We start from the raw sequence: 21079 nt of genomic DNA, 5'->3' as shown, positions 1-21079 counted from the left end.
GCCGCGTATCCGCCTTTATGGTATAATGCCCGCATGGGAAACAGATATCTGCCGATTGGCATTCAGGATTTTGAGGATTTACGCAGGCGCGGTTTTATTTACGTGGACAAGACGGCTTTTATTGACAAACTTGTGCGCGAGGGAAAACCGTATTTTTTGAGCAGGCCGCGGCGATTCGGAAAGAGCCTGCTACTTTCCACGATGGAATACTATTTTCTTGGCAAGAAGGAGCTTTTTGACGGTCTTTACATTTCCAAAACTGAAAAAGAATGGACCCAATATCCGGTCATAAAAATCAGCTTCGGGGCGGACAACTACCCGGATTTGGATTGTCTGAAGTCCCAGATGAACTCAATCCTTTCTGAATATGAAGAAAAATACAACATAGAAGTTTCTGACGAGCGTTTTGCGCCTCGGTTAAAAAATATCATCCGACACACTTCTGAAAAGACCGGAAAGCAGGTCGTAATATTAATCGACGAGTACGACAAGCCGATTCTTGATGCGCTCTACACTGAATACGAGGAACAGAACCGGCAGGAACTCAGGAGTTTTTACAGCCCTCTTAAGGACTGCGACAAGTACATCCGTTTTCTGTTCATCACAGGAATCACGAAAGTGAGCCACGTAAACATCTTCAGCGGATTGAACCAGCTTGACGACATCAGTCTTTACGAAGATTTTTCTTCGATTTGCGGTATTTCTGAATCTGAACTTACGGAATATTTTACGCCGGAAATCGAAGCACTTGCAAAAAGCCAGGAACTGACTGTTGAGGAAACAAAGGCAAAACTTGCCGAAATGTATGACGGCTACCATTTTACGCATGATGTCGAAGGCGTTTACAATCCGTTCTGTCTTTTAAAATGCCTAAAGCAAAAGGATTTCGGCTCGTATTGGTTTGAGAGCGGAACGCCGTCATTTTTGGTAAAAACGCTTCAGAACCAGCCGTTGATTCTTGAGCATCTCGTAAACGGGCGGCAGGCAAAAGAGGATCACTTCAAGAACTATGACCCGGACAGCAAAAACATGCTCCCCGTCGTTTATCAGAGCGGCTACCTTACGATAAAAGGTTTTGAAAAAGAAGAAAGGCTTTTTACGCTGGACTTTCCGAACCGCGAGGTTGAGGAAGGTTTTTTGACTATCCTTCTTGATAAATTTGTAACGGTCCCTTACGACGATTTGGGGCTTGAAATAACTAACCTTCGAAAGGCGTTGCGCGCGCACAACATCGACAAAGCCCTTTCCATCATAAAATCGGCGATAGCGGACTTGCCTACAATCGTAAAAAAGGACATGTGCGAGAACTATTACGAGTCCGTAGTGCATCTCATGTTCCGTCTTACCGGAATGCGCGTCGTGTCGGAGCTTCAGAGCGTTGCCGGACGGAGCGACGTTGTTGCGGCAACAAAAGATGCCGTATTCATTTTTGAGCTTAAGATGGACAGGGGGCAGGATTTTGAATCCGTTGCGGACGCCGCCCTGAACCAGATTGACGAAAACGGCTACGCGGACCGCTTCGCCGTGAACGGAAAGACGATGTTCAAAATAGGCATGGTATTTTCAAGCGAAGGCAAGGGACTCGTCGGCTGGAAAACCCGCTAAAAAATTCGGAACGCGCCTGTTGCAAGCGGCTGGAATTCCCGCTATCTTCCTTTTCCCAAGGAGTTTTTTATGCAATTGTGTGGCGTTGATATGGAATGCGCGATTTTCGACATGGACGGGACGATTCTCGATTCGATGGGCTACTGGCACACCGTGTCGAATCATTATCTTGCCGCGCACGGGAAGAAGCCGTCAGAAACGCTGTGGGACGACGTGAAACGGCTCACGCTTGAGGAGACCGCCGTTTTCATCGCGAAGACGTTCGGAATCGGGGATGCAATCGAGGACATCTGCGCCGAATTCCGCAAGATGATTTTCGAGGCGTACTCGAAATCGCTTGAACTCAAGGAGGGCGCGCGCGAATTCCTCGAAAATCTGAAGGCCCGCGGGATTCCCTGCGTGCTCGCCACCGCCACCGACAGGACGTGCGTCGATGCCTGCCTGAGCCGACTCGGAATCATGAACCTTTTTTCCGGAATATTCACCTGCGCCGAGCTCGGGACGAACAAGCGCGTCCCCCTTATTTTCGAGCGTGCCGCCCAAAGCGTCGGCGCGGATATTTCCCGCTCCGTCGTCTTCGAGGACGCGCTCCACTGCATCCGCTCCGCAAAAAATGGCGGATTCCGCGTCTGCGCCATCCACGACGACAGCTCCGACGAAATCACCGAGCCGCCTGAATCCGACTGGGCGCGCATCATCCGCCTTGCCGACAAAACGATACTCGCCTGGAACGAGCTCCTGTAGCCCATAATTCCGCACCGCACCCATTTTTCATCCCGAACCCGATTCGGAATCTCGGAATGGCGCCCGGCATATTTGAATCACTCGCCGCGGGAAGAAAAATACGCGGCGGCAAAACCGGCGACGAGCGTCGCGGCAGAAACTAGGATGACGGGGAACGGCGCGAAGCCCGGATAGATTAAGACGACGGAACCCGCGACGAGGCCGAGAATCGCCGCATAGGTGTGCGCCGGGGCTTTTTTCATGAGGAACCTGACGAGCGCGGCTCCGAACACGAGGCCTACGAGCACGCCGAGCGCGAACGGGATGAGAAAAATCACGTCGAGCCTTGAGATGGCCGCCATGACCGTCCCGTACATTCCGAGCGCGAGCAGGAGGAACGAGCCTGAAATGCCCGGGATTATCATCGCGACTGCCGCCGCCGCTCCCGAGATGAAGATGAGCGCAGCCTTTCCTGCCGTCATCGTCTGCTCCGAGTCAATTGCCGCCGCCTTTGCGGCTTCCTTCGCGCCGTCAACGTCGCCCGAGCCGAGGATAATCATCGAAAGAACGAGCGCAAGCCCGAAAAGAAAGCTCAGCACCAGAAGCAGGTCGGGCTTTTTCTTTCCCGATGAGGTGAGCTTCCTGATTATGAGCGGGATGCTTCCGATAATCAGCCCGATGAAGAAATACGTCGTCGGGATTGGGAAGCGCGAGAGAAGCTCCGTTATTATTTTCGAGAACGCGAGGATTCCCGCCGCCATGCCGATTCCGAGCGGAAGCCAGAATTTCCACGCGGCAAGTATTTTCCGCACGTCCGGCGTTATCAGCTCGATTATTTTGTCGTAGACGTTGAACACAACCGCCATCGTTCCGCCGGAAACGCCGGGAATGACGTTCGCGATTCCGAGGACGATGCCTTTCAAGACAAGTTTCACAATTTGTTTCAAATTTTCCATGCGGCGAGTATAATAGATTGCATGGATTTAAAAAATATCTGCGAGCGTATCCGCGAAATTTCCGAGAAGGCTGCCGGCGGCGCAAGCGCTCCTGTCGCGTACATAAACGTCCGCGTCGGCAGAAAGTTCGCTTTCTCGGAGGCGGAATTTTCCGAGGCGTTCAGGCGCGCGAAATGGGACACGGCGATATCGTCCGCCGACATCGTCATTTCCCGCGACGATTCCTTGGACTGCCTTGTGAGAATCGACGAGATAACTGATTTTTTTGACGAGGACGGAAACTGCGACACGTTCGTCGTTCCCGAGTCCGAGGCGACAATCGGCTGATGGATTTCCCCGCGGCTTTTCGGCGCGAAAGCCGGACCCCGTGAAGGTTCGGGAAGAGCGTGATATATTAGTGGTATGAAAAGCCGCTTCCGTAAACCGCGATTTTCTCTTCCCGTGTTTTCCGCATTCCGAGCATCTGCCGCCGGGCGGAATGCTTTTTTCCTTTCATTTGTTTTCCTTCTCAATGTGGCGGGCATCCTCCACGCCGCAACGTTCTACTGGGTCGGAGGCGACAGCGGCGCGTGGCGTAATTCCGCCAGCTGGACGGACGAGAACGGGAACACAGTTTCTTCTTTTCCTAAGCGATATGACACGGCGATTTTTTCTTCCATAGATTCCGTGACGATTACGGATGCAATTACGGCTTCCGATGTCGGTGACATTCAGGCGGAAAATACCGATTTGACGTTCAAGGAGAATGTTTATTTTCGCGGAACAACCGTCGCCGCCAAGTCACTGACGATGGAAAAAGAGGCGCAGTTCCTTGGTTCGTTGGAATCAATCACGACCACGGGTGAGCAGGTTTACGCCGGAAACTGCGTTACAAACAGGGATGTTGTCCTGACAGGAACGAAAGTTTCTTTTGAAGGCCCTATAAACAGCTGGAGTGCCGATTCAAGAAAAATCGAAATTGTTGGGGATGCAAGTCTTGGGGGCGCTGTCGGAGGCACGCAAAAACTTTCTTCCTTTAAAGTTTCCGGTGCGCTCACTCTTGCGGGAGACGTTTCGATTACTGCCGACAGCGTTTCTTTTGGAAGCACCGTGGACAGCGACAGCGACACGACGGCAAGGTCACTTGCAATAACCGGAAATGCTGAATTTTCCGGCGCGGTTGGCGGAACGAATCTTCTTTCTTCACTTTCGGTGACAGGCACGACGACGACATCCACTGATGTTTCTTTTAATGCTGGTAGCGGAACTCTCACTTTTACAGGGGCTTTTTCGGGAAGCGCAACGATAAATTCTCCGGCTGTGTTCAGCGCGGGAAATACCTTTACAAACTTGACTGTCGGTAGCGGAACGCAGACTTTCGACATAACAATTACCTTTGCCGGCGGAACGACGCAGACGGTAAGCGGCACGCTTTCCTGCAATGGAACTTCCGCACATTACGTGACGCTCACTTCGGGCGGAACGTGGACGTATTCAGGAGCGGCGAGCGCGGGCAATTTTGACTACACATATATAGAAAAATCCGCCGCTTCCACGGCTTTGAGCATTACGCCGTCAACAAAACATCTTTCAGAAAAAACGGCTGATTCCACAACGAACTGGTTCGCTTTCAAATATTATTGGATTGGTGCGGCAAGCACTTCCTGGAGCGAGCCGACGAACTGGGCGATTGACGAAGACGGGACGATTCCTTTGGAGAGCGACGAGAACGCCCCGAGCAGCACCGACGGAACGAGCGAGATTACGATTCTAAAAGGCGGCTCGAAAACGGCAATCCCGTACATGCTGACTTTTTCGGCGGACGCGAGCATAAAATCCCTTACCGTGAACGAGAATGCGACCGTTGATTTTGCGGACAACGATTTTACCTGCAGCGATGATTTTAAGAACGCGGGAACAGTCCGCATCGGGGATTCGATATCATTGTCCTTCGGCACCGTTATTCCGGCGTCTGGCTCGACTGTCGAATACTACGGCGATTTTTCCGCTTCGTTCGCACCTCTGAGCGGGGTGGACGGATATGACAATTTGATAATTGACGGCACGGAAATAACAGCCTCCGCGATTGATATTACGGTGCGGAATTCCCTCGTCATCCGGAACGGCGGAAAACTCGTCTGCAAGTCGCTGGCCGTGGCTGAGGAAACGTCGCTTTCCGACAACTCGAAAATAACGAGCACGGGAAATTTCAGCTCGGACGGAGACTTGACTATTGCCGACGGCGGCGAGATTTCCTGCGCGTATCTGAACGCAAAATCAGGGGCGGCGATTTCTGGGACGGCGGTTGCAAAACTGAGCGGAACGTACGGTCAGGAATACGGAGATGCGTTTGTGTTTGATTCCGGAACCGTAACGCTTTCCACCGGCGACGGCTCGGGCACGGTGCAGCCCGTAAAATTCGGCGGCGACGTTTCCGGCGCGGGCGAGCTGCATATAAAAGGCGCTGTCGGGCCTGTTGCGGGCGGTGCCGCGCTCTCGTTCTCGACATCATCGTCTGCTTCTTCGGCGGCGGAGGTCGATTTTGAGCAGGGCTTTGCGAGCGGCGTGGACGTGGCGCTTGAATGCTCGGCGACAATAAAATCCTCAAACACGTTCGCTTCGCTTTCGGTGGGAGACGGAAGCCAGAATTTTCCGATAGAAGTCCAGTTCGAGGCGGGCAAGACGCAGACGATTGGCACGATTTCCTCAAGAGGAGCCAGCTCGACGAACACCGTTCAGCTCAAATCCACTACGGACGGCTCTGAATGGAACGCCTGCTTTTCTTCGATTCCGTCTGATTCTGATTTTTCATACACGATTGTGCGCGACTCCCATTCCGTCGATTCAAGCGGCTCTGACAATGATTTGAATCTGATTCCCTCGGCGGCGACCGTGCTCGACTGGCAGCCGAGCAATTTGACGTGCGCATGCTGGTTCACGTACACATATTATTGGACCGGCGCGGAGGACTCGAACTGGAAGAACGCGAAAAACTGGTCCTGCAGCCCGGCTGACGGAGCCGCGGCGGCTCCGGGCTATCCTGCGTTCACCGGCGGAACGAGCGAGATTACGGTTCTGAAGGGCAGCTCAACGACGGCAAGCCCGTACATCCTTACGCTTACGGACAATGTGAACATAAAATCTTTTACGGTGAACGAGAATGCGACCGTGGATTTTGCGACCTATGATTTTACGGCGACTTCCACGGACCCGGCACTTGCACCGTTGACGAATAACGGACTTGTCCGTATCGGCGGTAATGTGACCGTAACTGCGGCTTCCGTAGAAAACGGGGATGATTCTGCGGTCGAATATTACGGCTCTTCCTTGACGCAGCTTGGCTGGGGAAGTTCTTACCGGAATCTTGAATTTAGCGACGGCGCGAGTTGCGCTTCTTCTGCGGCAATGACAGTTTCCGGCACGCTGAAAATTTATAACGGCGACGGAAACGAGATTTCCCTTACCGGCGCGAACGTCTTTTCGAATCCTGTGGAGATTGGCTCTTCGGTAGATTCGCTCGTACAAGCCGGAAACGTCACTTTGAACGCGGCTTCGGGCTTGGAAATCGCTTCCGGGGCAAATTGCACTTCGCTTGACGTAAAATGCGGCGCCGTTCTGAAAGGCGCCGTCACTACGGAAGGCGCGCAGGAATACGAGGGCGACGCCTCGTTCTCCGGGAACGTCATCGCGGCGTCGGTCGATGTCGGCGGCGATTGCGTTTTCGGCGCGGGCGGGACGGACATCATGATTTCGACGGGCGGAACGCAGCGGTACGGCGGAAAAACGACGCTTTCCTCAAAGACGACGGTGAACGCGGGAAGCGCGGCGGTGTCGTTCGTCGGCGATGTTGACGGCGCATATCCGCTTGAAATCGGGAACGGCACCGATTCGACTTCATCCGTTTTCTCCGGCAATGTCGGCTCGGCGTCTCCTCTCGAATCGCTCGTCGCGTACGGGGACGCGGAATTTGCGAGGACGGCCTCGACGACGGGATGCCAGACTTACAACGGGTCTCTTTCGTTTTCGGCTTCTTCCGGCTGTTCGGCGGTTGCGGGCGGCGAGATTTTCATTCGCGGCGATGTCGTCGCGGCGGGAAGCGCGGCAATCGGCTCGTCGAAGGCTGTCGTCGCGGACGGAAGCGCTGACCGGACTTGGTCGGGAACGCTCTCGTTCTGCCCGTCGGGAAGCGGCGCGTTCATCGACGTTTCGGGCGGGGGAAGCCTTTCCGTGACGGGAAGCGTCTCGTTCGGCGGGGGGCTGTACGTCTACGCGGGGGACGTTGCGCTCTCGTCCGCTTCTGTCGCGGGCGATTTCGCCGTGTTCGGGAATTCGTATTCTGCTGACGACCCGCGCTATTCCGGGGCGGACACGCGCTTCTCGTTCTTCGGAATAGGCTCGCTCGAATACCAGCCGTCGTCGTTCTCGGCTTCTCTTTCGTTCGCCTCTTCCGCGTCGTTGTCTGTCGGCGGGAACATGTACGTGAACGGCGCGGACATTTCCGGCGTCTCTGTTTCTGTCCCGGACAATTCGTCTTCCCATCCGGTTTTCAATTCCGGGGATTCCGCGACCCAAAACCAGTGGGGAATTCCCTATGCCGTTTTCCTCAATTCGGCAGTTTCCGGCGTGGCGGTTTCCGGCGGATGGATTTCGGCCTCGGCCGGCGCGCAGGGATGCTCGGACGGCGGCGGGAATTCGAATGTTGCGTTCACGACGCCGTACATCGAGCGCGCGTATTCCGTCTACGACGACGTGCTCTGCATCGAATTCTCCGAGGACATCGAGAATTCGCACGGGGAGATTCGCGCGTTGGTCGAGTCGTCCCCGTCGTCGCTTTCGGGCGGGGGCATCTGGTACGACGGCGGCGCGATTGCCTTCTCGGGCGCCTTTTCCGATTCCGACTGCGCCACTCCGCTTCCGTCGGGCGATGTCAGGCGGATTTTCCTCAAGACGACCGGCGAAAAATGGAACACCGACGCCGACGGCCTGCATTCGCAGTCGCTTTCCGCTTCCGAGAATTCCACCGACAGGAGCGGGACGCACCGCGAGACAAAAATCGACATTTCGATGGTCGAGGGAGTCGTCTACGGCGCGAATGGCCACGTTATGGGGACGAATTACGGCGCGCATCTTGAGGGCGGAAGTTCCGCACCGTCATTTACCGCGACGGAGGACTGCGCGTCCCCTGTGCTCGTCGCCGTCAGCACGGGGCAGGAGAACCACGTCGGCGCGTCTGACGGGCAGAAAATGTACGACGCTCACAATTTCATCGAATTCCGCTATTCGGAGCCTGTCGATATCGGAACAATGCTGCATTCTTCCTCCTGGGTGAACGTCCCCGCGACGGTGCTGTCGTCTTCCGTCTCCTCGTCATTCGGCGGCGCGATTTCGGAAAACGCGTCGGGCGGAATCAGCATTTCCGGGTTCGCGGACATCGCGGAGGGAAGCGTCGTGGCGGGCGTGAAGTCGTATTCCGGCGGCGGGTGGAGCGGGACGGTGGACAGCGCGCTTCCGCATTCGCTCTACCGCTCGTTTGCGACCTCATCGTCCGGCGCGGAGGAAAATCATACGCACCGGTTCAGGATTTGCGTCGCGGGAATCGTCGACGAGGCGAATCCGGTCGTTGTCGGCGGCACGGAATTCTTCAATTATCTCGGGTACATCGAGTCCGCGGAAACGCCGTCGGGTTCCGTGACGCCCCGTTCTAACGCCTATGTCGTCGATTCGTCGCCCAACAAAAACGAAATCGACCCGTCGGGAAGCGCGAACCATCCGCTTCCTTCCATAACGGTGAACGGTTCGTCCTCGCTCGACAGCTCCCTGTACGGTTCGTGGGACGTCTCGCACCCGACGTTCGCGCCTTACAGCACGACTGTTTCGGGCGGCTCGGCAAGCTGGGACGCCGGGGATTCTTCGGAACGGAAGTACGAGCTCATCGGCTCCGTGAATTCGAGCACGAACCCGTATCTTGAGAACATCGAAATCCATCTTTTCGACGACACGCACGACTATTCGGGCGCGTCGGCCTACAAATGGCTTTCGAGGACGGGCTGGGTTACGGGAAGCGACCGCTCAAGCGTCGAATTCAAGGCGCCGGACGAGACGGGCGGCTCTCGCGCGTTCACGCCGTCGGGAAAGGGCGGCATCAGGCGGTCGAGCCTCCACGGCGCGGAAAGCGCGTTCACCTACGCCGTTTTCGGGACTGGCGCGCAGAAGGAGTTCGGAAGCGGGATAAAGCAGGTGGTCAAGAGCAGCCTTTTCTCGTACGTCGATACGGAGGATTTCTCGAACAACATCGCGGCGGAAACGTCCGACGACGGGCTGTACATCAGCATTCCGCTCAATCCGTCGGACACCGAGCTTCCTCGCCGGACGACGTTTGTCGTGACGTACACGCCCGGAACGATGTCGTCGCCGAATTCGTTCATAACCGACCTCGCGGGAAACAGGCTTGTGCAGACGGACGGCGGCGGAACGAAGACGCTCTGCTCCGTCGATGTGACGCCGCCTGATTTCTCGCTTTCCCTCGCGCCGATAGGGACGGACAAGCTGTGCGTTTTCTTCACGAAGCCGCTTGCCTACAATTCCGTCCGGTTCTCGCTCCTTCCCGAATCGGTGCGGCGCGACTGCCTTGCCGGAATCGCGCGGAATTTCGAGATTGCCGATTCGGGGACGGGGGCGACCGAGGATGATTCGCCGTTCACCTCCGCGGAAATCGCGCTCGATACGGAGGGCTGCACCGCAATCGTCCTGACGTTTGCCGAACGGATGACGGCGCTTTCCGATGTCGAGCGGCTGTGGATTCGCGTGAACGACGTCGTGAGCGACGTCATCGACTGGAGCGGCGGGGCTTCCGCGTTCATACAGGACGAGAGCGGCAACGGAATCGTCGCGGGCTCCTGCCATGCCATAAGCGATTTCGCCGTGAATGCCGTCAACGTCCTCTACGCGCACACGGAAAAAAGCGACGACGACGACGGATGGCGCGACCGCGGAATTTACGGTGTGACCGCGGATTCCACTACCGACTACACGGCGCACGATTTCAGCGCGGATGCCGGAAATTACGGCACGGTCCTCGCGCACCGGGACGTCACGATGCAGGTTCAGCTCGTCGGCGGAAAAAGCGACGGCGTGTTCTTCGCGCCCGAGAACGGGGAGTCTCCGTGTCTTGTCCCGGATGTGGCGCGGGAGATAAAGAGCGAATGGGTCTGCGACAAGTTGAACAAGCTTTCCGGGGCAGACTGGCGGGTCTGGCTTCCGTTTCCCCTCGATTCGGTGGCGTCATCGTACAACAGCTCGCCGCTTCCGTCCCCGTCATGCACTGCGGCGGGGGATTCGGCGGGGCTTTTGTGGAATTTCGTCTTCCCCGATTCCGATTATTCGTTCTCGTCCGGCGACGCGTGCCAGTTCGTTTTCAAAATACAGAAGGGCGGCTCCGACGTGACGATTGACCACGACGGCGACCCGACTACGGATGAGATTCCGCTGTGCGCGCTGTGGATGCCGGAAGACAGGATTTCCGCGGGTGAATTCACGTTCCTCGATTTGTGGTCGTTTTCGTTGAAGGACATAAAGAAGCAGCGCGGCGGAGTCACCATCCTCAACAACGCGATAAACGCATCGAATGGGGAGAACACCGTCATCGAGGTCGATGTCCCGGAGGAGGGAAACCTCAACGTCTACGTCCTGACGCTCGACGGGAACGTCGTCCGCCGGCTATCGAAAGGACGCGCCCAGCCGGGAACTCGCTTCTTCCAGTGGGACGGAAAAAATTCCTCGGGAAAGGAAGTCGCCCGCGGCATGTATTTCGTCCGCGTCACCGGATGCGGAATCGACGAGACGCGCAAAGTCCTCGTCGTCAAATAGCCCGTGCGGAAGGCGCGTTTTCCTTACGCGGGGGAAACTGTGTCTTTCCGTGCGGTTTGTTTTGCTCTATAATCGGTTTCATATGGACGAGTTGAGAAAAGACATCCGGTTCGCCGATTTCGGGCGCGTCGACTGCCCTGCGCTGAGTCCGATTCCTGGCGTGCTCAGCGACGTAAGCGAAGGCGGGCTGAAGGCGACGTTTCCTGTTCCCGTCGAAATCGACATGAGCGACATGAAAAAGGACGAATTCGAGCTTTCCGTGCGGCTTTCGAGTTTCGGCAGCGTTTCGCTCGATTTGCTCGCGATTCCGGTATGGGTGTTCAACAACAACTCCGGCGGGAATTCGTCGACGCAGATAGGGTTCTCGCTGCTTCCCGCAAAAGATTTCGGGACGTATTCCGAATACATAAAAAAAATGGACGAATCGGCCGCAATCGACGACGAGCAGGCGCAGCGCCTCCTTAATGACGTCGTGAACGAGATTCTTCCCGAAGAGACATCATGCCAGATACTTTGAAAATTCCCGGCCGCGCGTTCCTCGCTTTTCCGGATATGCGCGGCCTGCTCGTCTCAGAGCTTGTGGGCCGGTTCGGATACGGCTCTTTTTCCGATTCCGCGACAATTGAAGGGCGGACGTTCGTGAAGGAAGGCGCCGTGTGGTACGGCGATTTGCTCTACTGCCCCGATTTCGACGATGCCGTCGATGAAAGCCTCCGCGACGAGAATCCGTATTTTTCACGCGCGACGATGCTTGAGCCGTGCGAGATTTCGTTCGGCTCGATAGGCGAGGGTGCCGCTTCTCTCCGCGCAATTCAGCGGAACTGGGCGCCATACCAGTACCAGCTTTTCCGCCGCGCCTCCCTTCTGCAGGACAAGCTTCCGCACATAAACCTCAAGGTCAGGAAATTCCCGTGCGAGATTCCCTCGTCGCAGATGGGGCTTTACACGCTGATTGGCGAGGGGCGGATGATTGCCTCCGCGAAGACGACGAGCTTCCTTCCCGCGGGGAGAATCGAATTCGAGGAGGACCATGAGAACCCGCCGAGCCGCGCGTACCTGAAAATCCAGGAATCGCTCACGCTGTTCCGGACGATTTTCGGGCGTTTTCCCGCACCGGGGGAGAAATGCTTCGAGGCGGGTGCCTGCCCCGGCGGGTGGACGTACGTCCTGCGCCTTCTCGACACCGATGTTTTTGCCGTTGACCGCGCGCCTCTCGCCGAAAAGCTCATGAACGACAGCCACGTGAAATTCCTCGCGCACGACGCCTTCACGCTCACGCCCGAGTACATCGAGGAAAATTTCGGCAGGCTCGACTGGCTTTTCTCCGACGTAATCTGCTACCCTGAGCGCCTTCTAGAATGGATAAAGATGTGGGTCGCTTCCGGCAAGGTGCGGAACATCATCTGCACGATAAAGATGCAGGGCGAAATCGACTGGACGCTGATGAAGGAATTCCGCGCGCTCCCGTCGTCGAAAATCGTCCACCTGAACTACAACAAGCACGAGCTTACCGTAATGCTCGCGCTCTAGTTCTTCCGCGCGATTCCGAAAACAGAATGTATTTACAGAAAAAAAGTCTTCAAATATGCAGCTATAAATAGACCTGTTCAGAAACTGAAGTTTCCGAACAGGCTTAATGAACTTAAGCTTGGAATAATCGAAAATTGCCCGCCTTCGTGCGGGACGGGGCGGGCATTTGTTTTTCAGGCTCAGCCTTTTGTCGTGTAGTCGTACGGTGTTTCCTGATAGACGTAGTAGTTCAGCCAGTTCGAGAAGAAGAGGTGGGCGGTGCTCCGCCACGTGTTCTTCGGGGCGGACGAGCTGTCGTCGCCCGGGAAATAGTTGAGCGGGATGTCTATCGGCAGGTTCTTCGATTTGTCGCGCCAGTATTCGTTCGCGAGCGTTTCCGTGTCGTACTCGAGGTGCCCCGTCATGAAAATCGAGCGGTTGTCGAGCGACTTGCATATCGTCGGGTCGCCGAATTCGTTTTCCGCGAGGATTTTGAGGTCGGCGATTTTCCGTATCGACGCCGACGAGACGGTCGTGTGCCGCGACGTGGGGACGGGGAACGTATCGTCGAATCCGCGAAGCAGCGGGTCGTTCATCTCCGTGGCGCGCGTCCGGTAAATGCCGAACATCTTTTTGTCGAGCGGGATTTTCTTTATGCCGTAGTTGTGGTACAGCCCCGCCTGCGCGCCCCAGCATATGAACAGCGTGGAGAACACGTTCCCGCGCGCGTAGTCCATTATGTCGCACAGCTCGTTCCAGTAATCGACGTCCTCGAACGGCATCTGCTCCACGGGCGCGCCCGTTATTATCATCCCGTCGTATTTGTTGTTGAAAAGCTCGCTCGACGGGATGTAGAATTTTTCGAGATGCTCGCCGCTCGTGTGCGTCGACTCATGGTTCTCCATGCGGACGAGCGATATGTTTATCTGCAGCGGGGTGTTCCCCAACAGGCGCAGGAGCTGCGTCTCCGTTGTTTCCTTCGTCGGCATGAGGTTGACGATGGCGATTTTGAGCGGGCGGATATCCTGCGTCGACGCGCGCTTTTCCGTCATAACGAAAATATTTTCTTTTTCGAGAATGCTTCTCGCCGGCAAATCTGACTGAATTCTTATAGGCATATGACATAAATATAGTAAATGGGGACGAATTTTGCTATATTTAGCCGTTATGAGCTTACAGAAAGAAAGACAAAACGCTATAAAACGGCTCAGGACATTTCTTTTCACATCAAAGACCGACATCCAGCAGTACAGGAGAAGAATAGACGAGGCTTTTTCGGAAACGTTCCTGCCGAACCGCGTGGAGCTTGAGGAGCGGACGTTCGACGGCGTTGCATGCGACGTGATACGGCCGGAGATGTATTCGACAGACAGGCTGATGATTTACGTTCACGGCGGCTCGTTCATTGCCGGCTCGCGCCTTGCGTACCGTTCGTTCGTGTCGTCGCTCGCGAACGCGTGCTCCTGCGTCGCAATCGTCCCGGAATTCCGCCTTGCCCCGGCGTTCCCGTTCCCGTTCTCCGTGAACGACATTCAGTCGGTTTTCCGGTGCGTGTACACCGAGCGGATGCAGAAGGCGTTTGCCGTGGAGGAGGAAGGCGGGGATGCTCGTATGCCAGAGATACTGATTGCGGCGGACACGAGCGGTGCGTCGATAGCGCTGGGGTTCCTGCTCAACCTGAAGGCGAAATTCAGGAAGGCGATAAAGCGCGTCATACTGTTCAGTCCGTGGCTCGACATTTCGGAGGACAACTCGAAGATAATGACAAGGAGGGGCGGAGACGATGTTTTCACGTCGGAGTCCGTCAGGCTGTGCGCGGAGAACTACGCTACCCCGGAAAAACGGAACACGCCGCTAGTCTCTCCGCTTCTTGCGACGGAGGAGCAGTTCGAGGCGTTCCCCGAAGTGTACATGCAGATGGGCGGGCGGGAGATGTTCCTCGACGAGGCGCGCGAATTCGAGGGAAAGCTTTCCTCGATGGGAATTGGCTGCACGCTCGACGTGTGGAAGGACATGATGCCGCTTTTCCAGATGGCGGACGACTCCCTCGCCGAATCGCATCTTGCCGTCGAGAAAATCGGGCGGATGGTCACTGCCCGTGACGACGAGTGATTTTCTGGTGCCGCGCGGCATCCGGTTTTTTACGTTTTTTAGGAGATGAATTGAATGGAATTGGTTTGCCCTGCAGGAAATGTTGACAAGCTCTCGTATGCTTACCAGTACGGAGCCGATACCGCATACATCGGATTGAAGCGTTTTTCGCTCAGGATAAAGGCGGACAATTTTTACGATGACGAATACGAGCGCGTCGCCGCGCTAAAAAAGCAGTTTCCCGGAAAAAGGCTCTTCTGCGCGCTGAACATCGCGTTCCACGAGGGCGACCTCGAGCAGCTCTACAAGAACATCGATTATTTCCACAAATACCCGATTGACGCGTTCATCGTGCAGGATTTGGGGCTTGTCCGCTTCCTCCAGCGCGAATTCCCCGGCGTCCACCTGCACCTTTCGACGCAGGCGTCGTGCATGAACGCAGAGGCGGTGAAGATGTACCGCGACCTCGGGTTCAGGCGCGTCGTGCTCGGGCGGGAAGTCACGCTCGACGAAATCAGGAAGATAAAGGACGCCGTGCCCGAGATGGAGCTTGAGTGCTTCGCGCACGGGGCAATGTGCATAGCGTATTCCGGGCGCTGCCTTATGAGCGCGTACCTCACGGGACGTTCGGCGCAGTCTGGGTTCTGCTCGCAGACGTGCCGCTGGGATTTCGACGTGTCGACGCTCCCGCTCGTGGACAAGCTCAACCGCGAGGGCGGGACTATTTCGGCGGAGGCCGCGAAGCAAATCGCGTCGTCGGGAATCCTTTCCGTTGAGGAACACCAGCGCCGTGGGGAGCATTTCCCCGTTTTTGAGGGCGACGATTTTACGGCAATCCTCTCGTCGAAGGATTTGTGCATGATAGACAACCTCAAGGACATGAAGGACGCCGGGGTCGATGCGATAAAAGTCGAGGGGCGCATGAAATCCGTCTACTACGTCGCGATGGTCGCCCGCGCATACCGGCACGCGCTCGACGCGCTCGACGGGAAAATCAGCGCGGCGGAGGCGGAGCCGTTCGTCCGCTCGCTTTCCGAGGTCGCGCACCGTGAAAGCACGACGGGCTTCTACTACAACAGGGGCGACGCGGACAAGACGACCGTCGGCGCGAGCGATTCCCCGTACGTGCTTGCCGCGACGATAGGCGAAAAGCTCGATGCGGAGGCGGTGATAGGCGAGGGCGAGCGGAGGTTCGCCGCGCGCGAGGCGGAGCTTTCCGCGATGCACCCCGCCGCACGGGACGCGATTGTGCGCGACGTTGAGCTGCACCCCGAGAAAGGAATACGCACCGTCGCGCGGAGGGAGGGCTGGAACATGTACCGGCTCGGCGCGCTCAACAAAATCGACGCGGGAACGGACATCGAGCTGATTTCCCCGACCGTCCTTTCGCGCACGATTCCGGGGACGCAGTACGAATTCGTCAATCCCGAGACGGGAACGAAGCTCGACTGGGTGAACGCCGACCACGACTGCGCGCTCTACACGCCGTTTGAAATCGAGGACGGCGCGCTGATACGGATGAAGGATGCCGGATTCGTTCCCGGGGTCATCCGGACGACGGGGCGCTGACGCTTTTTGTTCCGGCTCGGTTTCGGAACGCGCTTTTTCCGGTGGGTGTGATGAAAAGAATCCTTTCCGTTTTCGCGCTCGCAGCATTCGTCTCCGCCGCAGAAGGGGAGAGCTTCAAGAGCCGCTTTCTTCAGGCTGATTTCTCGTATGCGACGGAGCGTGGCATCGAGCGCAGCTCTCCCGCGTTCTCGGCAGAATTCGGGATGGCGCTCGGGAAAGGCGAATTCGCGCTCGGCTCGCAGTTCTCGCAGGATTTCCTCGACTTTACAGCGCGCGGCTTCTATTTTCCGCGGATGAAAGATTCGTTCGAGGGCGGATGGAAAAGCGCGTTCGGTTTCGGCGGGACGCTCCACCGGCAGATGCAGTTCGGGATTGCGCGCGAGGACGATTTCATCCTCGATTTTGTGTACCGCATCCAAAGCGAGCGCGGGTTCGTGCTGTCGCTCATGCTCGGCGGCGGGCTGAAAAGCGCGGACGTCTACGCCGTCTCGGACGACGTCGGGAACCTGCTCGACGGGTCGCTGGAGCTTGCGCTCGATGCGGGAAAAAAATTCGCCTGCGGCGCGGAGGCGTATTTTTCGTGGGGATGCCATTCGTTCTACCGGTACCGGCTGTTCTTCTCGCCGATATACGTTTTCGGAATCGGCTACAACTTTCCGGGGGCGCTCCGCGTTTCCTGGGAGACGGAAGTCCGCATCACAGACCAGATAATAACGGCGCCGTATGTCGGCTCCGTCATATTCCGCGCGGCTGCGAGGTATTCGTTTTGAAATTCCGCTTTTCCGCGATTTTCCGGCTCGTTTTCCTTTTTTTTCTCTTTCCGTCGTGCAATTTCGGGGCGTTCTGGCTTGAATTCGGCGAGGAATCCGTGGAAAGCCGCGCGCGCGTCCTCGTCGATTTGGGCGACCTGAAGCAGAACCCGTCCGTATCCGGCAGCGTTTTCAGCTTCGTCGCGTTCACCGACTGCCATTTCGGCTCGTCGCGTGTCGGGCGCCGCGACGATGAATTTCTGTCGGCGTTCGGGGAGCTTTTCTCTTGTGCCGACGAGTCAATGCGCCCGTCTTTTGCGGTCTGCCTCGGGGACATCGCGGACGGGGGGCGGCAGGGCGAGTACGACGACTACAATGCGTTCGCGGAAAAAATCAGCGCGGCGGGAAAAAAATCGCTCGGCACGGACGAATTCTTCGTCTACGGGATTCCGGGTAACCACGACACGTACCACGGCGGCATTTCCCGCTTCATGGATTCCGTCTTTCCGCACGCCACCTATTACCGTTTTTCTGCGGGCGGCGTCTCGTTCTACTGCCTCGACACCGCGAACGGGACTCTCGGATACAACCAGCTTTCGGATTTGACGCGGCAGATGGAGAATGACGGCAGGCAGAAAATCGTCATGACGCATTATCCGATATACGCCGGCGGGAATTTCCTCATGACGATGCAGGATTCGTCGGAGAGGAACCTGCTCGTGACGCTTTTCAGGAAGAATGGCGTCCGGCAGGTGTACGAGGGGCACGCGCACAGACCGTACGGCTTCGATTACAAATCGTTCCGCGAGGATGTCCTTTCCGCGTACCTGTACGACAGCGTCTTCTATCTCGTCACCGTCGACTGCCGTTCCGGCGGGCGCGCCTCGGTCACGACAAGGGCGGTCGAATTTTAGAAGGCGCGCTTGTTAGTTGAACAGCTTCTTGAGCGAGTCCGCCGTCTTTCCGGCAGCCTTCGACGCGCTTTCCTCTGCTTCCTTGGCGGCGTCCTTCGTCTTCTCCGTCGCGTCCTTCGCCTTCTCGGAGAGCGTGTCCAGCCCATCCTCTGCGGCGTCCTTCGTTTTCTCCGCCGTCTCCTTGACTTTCTCGGTTATGGAGCCGAGGTCTATTGAGAGCGGCTGCTTTGCCTTTTCGCTTTCCTTGTCGTTGCACGAGACGAGCGCGAACGCGAGCGCGAGCGCGATGATGGCGATTTTCTTCATTTTGATTCTCCTTATTTTCTTGTCCTGAAAAACGGCTGGTATTGTCTTTTGTCATGACGAATCAAGCTCGGAATGACAAAGTGCTTGTCGACACGATTTCAGGGCAGCGTTTTGTATTGTATCCCTCTCAGTTTTCAGGCAGCCGTATCGTCCCGCCCCACGGAATCGAGCAGCACCTGCAGAGCGCGCGGTATTCCTTCTCCTCTTCCTCCGTCGCGGCGGTGACGAAGAACGCGCAGTCGGACGGAAGGTGCTCCTCGTCGGAATCGCGTTCCGTTATGGTGAGCGCGCGGTTCGACACGCCGTTCCGCGAATCGACGATGCTGATTTCGTTTCCGGCGACGCGCCTGAACGTGTCCGCAAGGTGCGTGAAATGCGTGCAGCCGAGAATTATCGTGTCGCAGCCCTTCTCGCGGAAGAAATCGACCGATTTGCGCACGGCGTCTTCCCGCTCCTTTTCCGTCGCCGAGATGAGCCGGCGCTCGACAAAATGGACAAGCTCGGGGTCGGCGCGGAGGAAGACGTCGCAGTCCGCGGCGAATTCTTCGATGAGCTTTCTCGTGTATCCGTTGCTGACCGTCGCGCTCGTGGCGACAAGCCCGATTTTTCCGTTCCTCGTCACTTTTGCCCCGAGCTTTATCGCCGGAACCGTCCCGACGATTTTGAGCGCGGGAAAACGTTCCCGCAGGACGGGGAGCGCCTCGACGGAGATTGTGTTGCATGCGATGACGAGCGTGCGCGGGTTCCATTCCCGTATGATGAGCGAAATCGCGCCCGTAGCGCATTCGACGACCTCGCCCGGGCTTTTCTCGCCGTACGGAAAATGCGCCGTGTCCCCCAAATAGACGCACGTCGCGTCCGGCTGCTTTTCCTTGAGGTCGAGCATGTACGGGATTCCGCCCGTTCCTGAATCCAAAAATGCGAAATCTGTCTGTTCCATAAAACAAAAAATCCGTTCGACAACTATATCATTTATCATCTAAAATGGCTTCATGTATCTGATGAATATATGCAAGCGTCCGGAATGCAGGCGTTCTGTGCTTTCGGATTTTGACGATAACGGAAATATCAGGGAAAACGGCGACTTCTGCTTTATGCACCATCCCGACCAGGAGGGCATAACGAAAAAGCTCATCCGATATATCGAGTCGCACGACAAAATAGTGGGGCTCAACGCCAGCGGGGTGACGTTCTCCAACGTCGATTTCACGGACAAGAAATTCTACGGCTGCAACTTCTGCCGGTGCTTCTTCCTCGGCGTCAATGCCATGAACATGCGGAGCCGCATGAGCATATTCGATTACGCGGTTTTCACCGACTGCAATTTCCTCAGCAGCAACATAAAATTCACGAGCCTCGGCGCGGCGAAATTCATCCACGTGCTTTTTACGGGAAGCGACCTCGTCCAGGACAATTTTTCCGGAATATCGGCGTTCCAGTCCTCGTTCGACGACTCCGATTTGTACAACTCGCGTTTTATCCGCGCGAACCTCGCCGACACGTCGTTCAGGAACTGCAACCTCAAGAAGACGATTTTCTACGACGTCCAGCAGACGAACGTCTCGTTCAAGCAGTCGAACACGAAAGAGGCGTTCTTCGACCAGAAGGGAAGCGAGGCTTTCAAGGGAATAATCGAATTCGGCGGGGTGATTTGAATGAAAATCTATCTTCACATGAACCTGGAGTCGTTCTCGAACTGCTATTTCGTGGTGAACGAGCTTTCGAAGGAAGCCCTTATAATCGACCCGGGAAAGATAAACGGGCGCATGATAAACCAGCTTGAGGACGGCGGGCTGACGCTGCGGGCCGTGCTGATTACGCACCATCACAAAGGCCACACGATGGGGCTTTCGACGCTCGGCAAAATTTACAATGTGAATGTGTTCGCCGCCGACAGCGGTGTCGCGTCGTCTTCCGGCTGCGTCATAAAAGGCGACGGCACGCTCGCGCTCGCGGGCATGATTGTCTCGTACTATTCGATTCCCGGCCACAGCTCCGACTCGATGGTCTTCAAAATCGGAAACGTCATCTTCACCGGCGACACGCTCCAGGCGGGAATCATCGGCTCCACGAACAACATCTACGCCAAAAAGACCCTCCGCAACGGAATCCGCTCGAAGCTCCTCATAATGTCGAACGACACCGTAATAATGCCCGGACATGGACCGCTTTCCACAATAGGCGTGGAGAAAGTATTCAACCTGGATTTGAAGTAGGCGCTTGCGGCATTCCCGCGTTCTAAGTTCGGCTTGGTTGGAGCAAGCGCACGCAGCACGTGCGAAGCACGTGTGCGCCTTTGTGGGATTAGGGCGCGTGTGTGGGGATTTTGTCGTTCTAAGTTTGGTTTGCGGCGTTTCTGCGTTCTAAGTTTGGTTTGCGACATTCCCGCGTTCTAAGTTCGGCTTTGTTGGAGCAAGCGCGCTTGCAAAGTCTTTTTCTTGTTTTAAGATTGGCTTGGTTGTAGCAAGCGTACGCAACTCCCCGCGGAAGCGGGGAGTGCGCCTGTGTGAGGGGGCGCGCGTGGTTTTGGGAATGTGCGGTTGAAAATGGGGGTGTGTTACGAAAGGTATGCTCATAATGTGGCTGAGCGTAGCCGAAGCCCGTTCGTTGCCATGCAAAATTCGCTCAATGACCGTTTTATTTCAGCATATGTATCGTACCATCGTACTGTCTCCAAAAAAAATGCTTTCTAATAAAATTCGATATTGAGGCTGAAGAGATTCCGTCAGGAATCTCGAATTCGTGTGCCAATATCTAAAAATAACGCTAGAAATCATGTATCCACCGAAATAAATTTTTAGTGAAAGTGTAT

General features: G+C 56.2%; 16 protein-coding genes. 12 read left to right on the top strand and 4 right to left on the bottom strand.

Annotated features, from left to right (window positions below):
• The first annotated feature begins 33 nt into the window (after positions 1-33).
• Both TRESADRAFT_RS04065 and TRESADRAFT_RS04060 read left to right on the top strand, forming a co-directional pair.
• Positions 34-1605, top strand: a complete 1572-nt coding sequence (locus TRESADRAFT_RS04065) for an ATP-binding protein (protein WP_004266628.1) — start codon at positions 34-36, stop codon at positions 1603-1605.
• A 69-nt stretch (positions 1606-1674) separates the two neighbouring features.
• Positions 1675-2349 (top strand): HAD family hydrolase, encoded by a 675-nt coding sequence (locus TRESADRAFT_RS04060; protein ID WP_004266627.1) that lies wholly within the window; start codon positions 1675-1677, stop codon positions 2347-2349.
• Between the two features lie 77 nt (positions 2350-2426).
• On the opposite strand, the gene TRESADRAFT_RS04055 is transcribed toward TRESADRAFT_RS04060, so the two are convergent.
• Positions 2427-3284, bottom strand: coding sequence for a DUF368 domain-containing protein (locus TRESADRAFT_RS04055; RefSeq protein WP_004266626.1), 858 nt, complete (start codon positions 3282-3284; stop codon positions 2427-2429).
• A gap of 21 nt (positions 3285-3305) precedes the next feature.
• On the opposite strand from TRESADRAFT_RS04055, the gene TRESADRAFT_RS04050 reads away from it, so the two are divergent.
• From TRESADRAFT_RS04050 to TRESADRAFT_RS04035, 4 genes are all read left to right on the top strand, one after another.
• The gene (locus TRESADRAFT_RS04050) at positions 3306-3611 is read left to right on the top strand and encodes a hypothetical protein (protein WP_004266625.1); all 306 of its coding nucleotides are present in this window, start codon (positions 3306-3308) and stop codon (positions 3609-3611) included.
• 186 nt (positions 3612-3797) lie between these two features.
• Positions 3798-11129: a FlgD immunoglobulin-like domain containing protein gene (locus TRESADRAFT_RS04045; RefSeq protein WP_004266624.1), complete on the top strand. Its 7332-nt coding sequence runs from the start codon at positions 3798-3800 to the stop codon at positions 11127-11129.
• 82 nt (positions 11130-11211) lie between these two features.
• Positions 11212-11646, top strand: a complete 435-nt coding sequence (locus TRESADRAFT_RS04040) for a hypothetical protein (protein ID WP_004266623.1) — start codon at positions 11212-11214, stop codon at positions 11644-11646.
• Positions 11631-12659, top strand: a complete 1029-nt coding sequence (locus tag TRESADRAFT_RS04035; RefSeq protein ID WP_004266622.1) for an SAM-dependent methyltransferase — start codon at positions 11631-11633, stop codon at positions 12657-12659. Before TRESADRAFT_RS04040 ends, TRESADRAFT_RS04035 begins: the two co-directional genes overlap by 16 nt.
• A 179-nt stretch (positions 12660-12838) precedes the next feature.
• Here TRESADRAFT_RS04035 and metA read toward each other — a convergent pair whose 3' ends face one another.
• Positions 12839-13756, bottom strand: coding sequence for a homoserine O-acetyltransferase MetA (gene metA, locus TRESADRAFT_RS04030; RefSeq protein ID WP_004266621.1), 918 nt, complete (start codon positions 13754-13756; stop codon positions 12839-12841).
• 49 nt (positions 13757-13805) lie between these two features.
• Here metA and TRESADRAFT_RS04025 point away from each other — a divergent pair, with 49 nt between their 5' ends.
• From TRESADRAFT_RS04025 to TRESADRAFT_RS04010, 4 genes are read left to right on the top strand one after another with little or no spacing between them, the layout of a single operon-like run.
• Positions 13806-14750, top strand: coding sequence for an alpha/beta hydrolase fold domain-containing protein (locus TRESADRAFT_RS04025; protein ID WP_004266620.1), 945 nt, complete (start codon positions 13806-13808; stop codon positions 14748-14750).
• A gap of 54 nt (positions 14751-14804) precedes the next feature.
• Positions 14805-16298, top strand: coding sequence for a peptidase U32 family protein (locus tag TRESADRAFT_RS04020; protein WP_004266619.1), 1494 nt, complete (start codon positions 14805-14807; stop codon positions 16296-16298).
• Positions 16299-16348: 50 nt separating this feature from the next.
• Positions 16349-17068, top strand: a complete 720-nt coding sequence (locus TRESADRAFT_RS16195) for a hypothetical protein (protein ID WP_004266618.1) — start codon at positions 16349-16351, stop codon at positions 17066-17068.
• The gene (locus TRESADRAFT_RS04010; protein WP_004266617.1) at positions 17065-17961 is read left to right on the top strand and encodes a metallophosphoesterase family protein; all 897 of its coding nucleotides are present in this window, start codon (positions 17065-17067) and stop codon (positions 17959-17961) included. Before TRESADRAFT_RS16195 ends, TRESADRAFT_RS04010 begins: the two co-directional genes overlap by 4 nt.
• A 12-nt stretch (positions 17962-17973) precedes the next feature.
• On the opposite strand, the gene TRESADRAFT_RS04005 is transcribed toward TRESADRAFT_RS04010, so the two are convergent.
• Both TRESADRAFT_RS04005 and murI read right to left on the bottom strand, forming a co-directional pair.
• Positions 17974-18267 carry a hypothetical protein gene (locus TRESADRAFT_RS04005; protein WP_004266616.1) on the bottom strand — a complete coding sequence of 98 codons (294 nt, stop codon included), beginning with the start codon at positions 18265-18267 and terminating at the stop codon, positions 17974-17976.
• Between the two features lie 127 nt (positions 18268-18394).
• Positions 18395-19207 (bottom strand): glutamate racemase, encoded by an 813-nt coding sequence (gene murI, locus TRESADRAFT_RS04000; RefSeq protein WP_004266615.1) that lies wholly within the window; start codon positions 19205-19207, stop codon positions 18395-18397.
• A gap of 52 nt (positions 19208-19259) precedes the next feature.
• Here murI and TRESADRAFT_RS03995 point away from each other — a divergent pair, with 52 nt between their 5' ends.
• Positions 19260-19922 carry a pentapeptide repeat-containing protein gene (locus TRESADRAFT_RS03995; RefSeq protein WP_002703138.1) on the top strand — a complete coding sequence of 221 codons (663 nt, stop codon included), beginning with the start codon at positions 19260-19262 and terminating at the stop codon, positions 19920-19922.
• Entirely contained in the window at positions 19923-20483 is a 561-nt protein-coding gene (locus TRESADRAFT_RS03990; RefSeq protein WP_002703137.1) for an MBL fold metallo-hydrolase, read from the top strand.
• Positions 20484-21079 lie beyond the last annotated feature (596 nt).

The sequence above is a fragment of the Treponema saccharophilum DSM 2985 genome (genome assembly GCF_000255555.1).
GTDB lineage: Bacteria > Spirochaetota > Spirochaetia > Treponematales > Treponemataceae > Treponema_D > Treponema_D saccharophilum.
The sequence above is the reverse complement of the archived record's forward strand: the minus strand, read 5'-3'. Positions and strand labels throughout refer to the sequence as shown.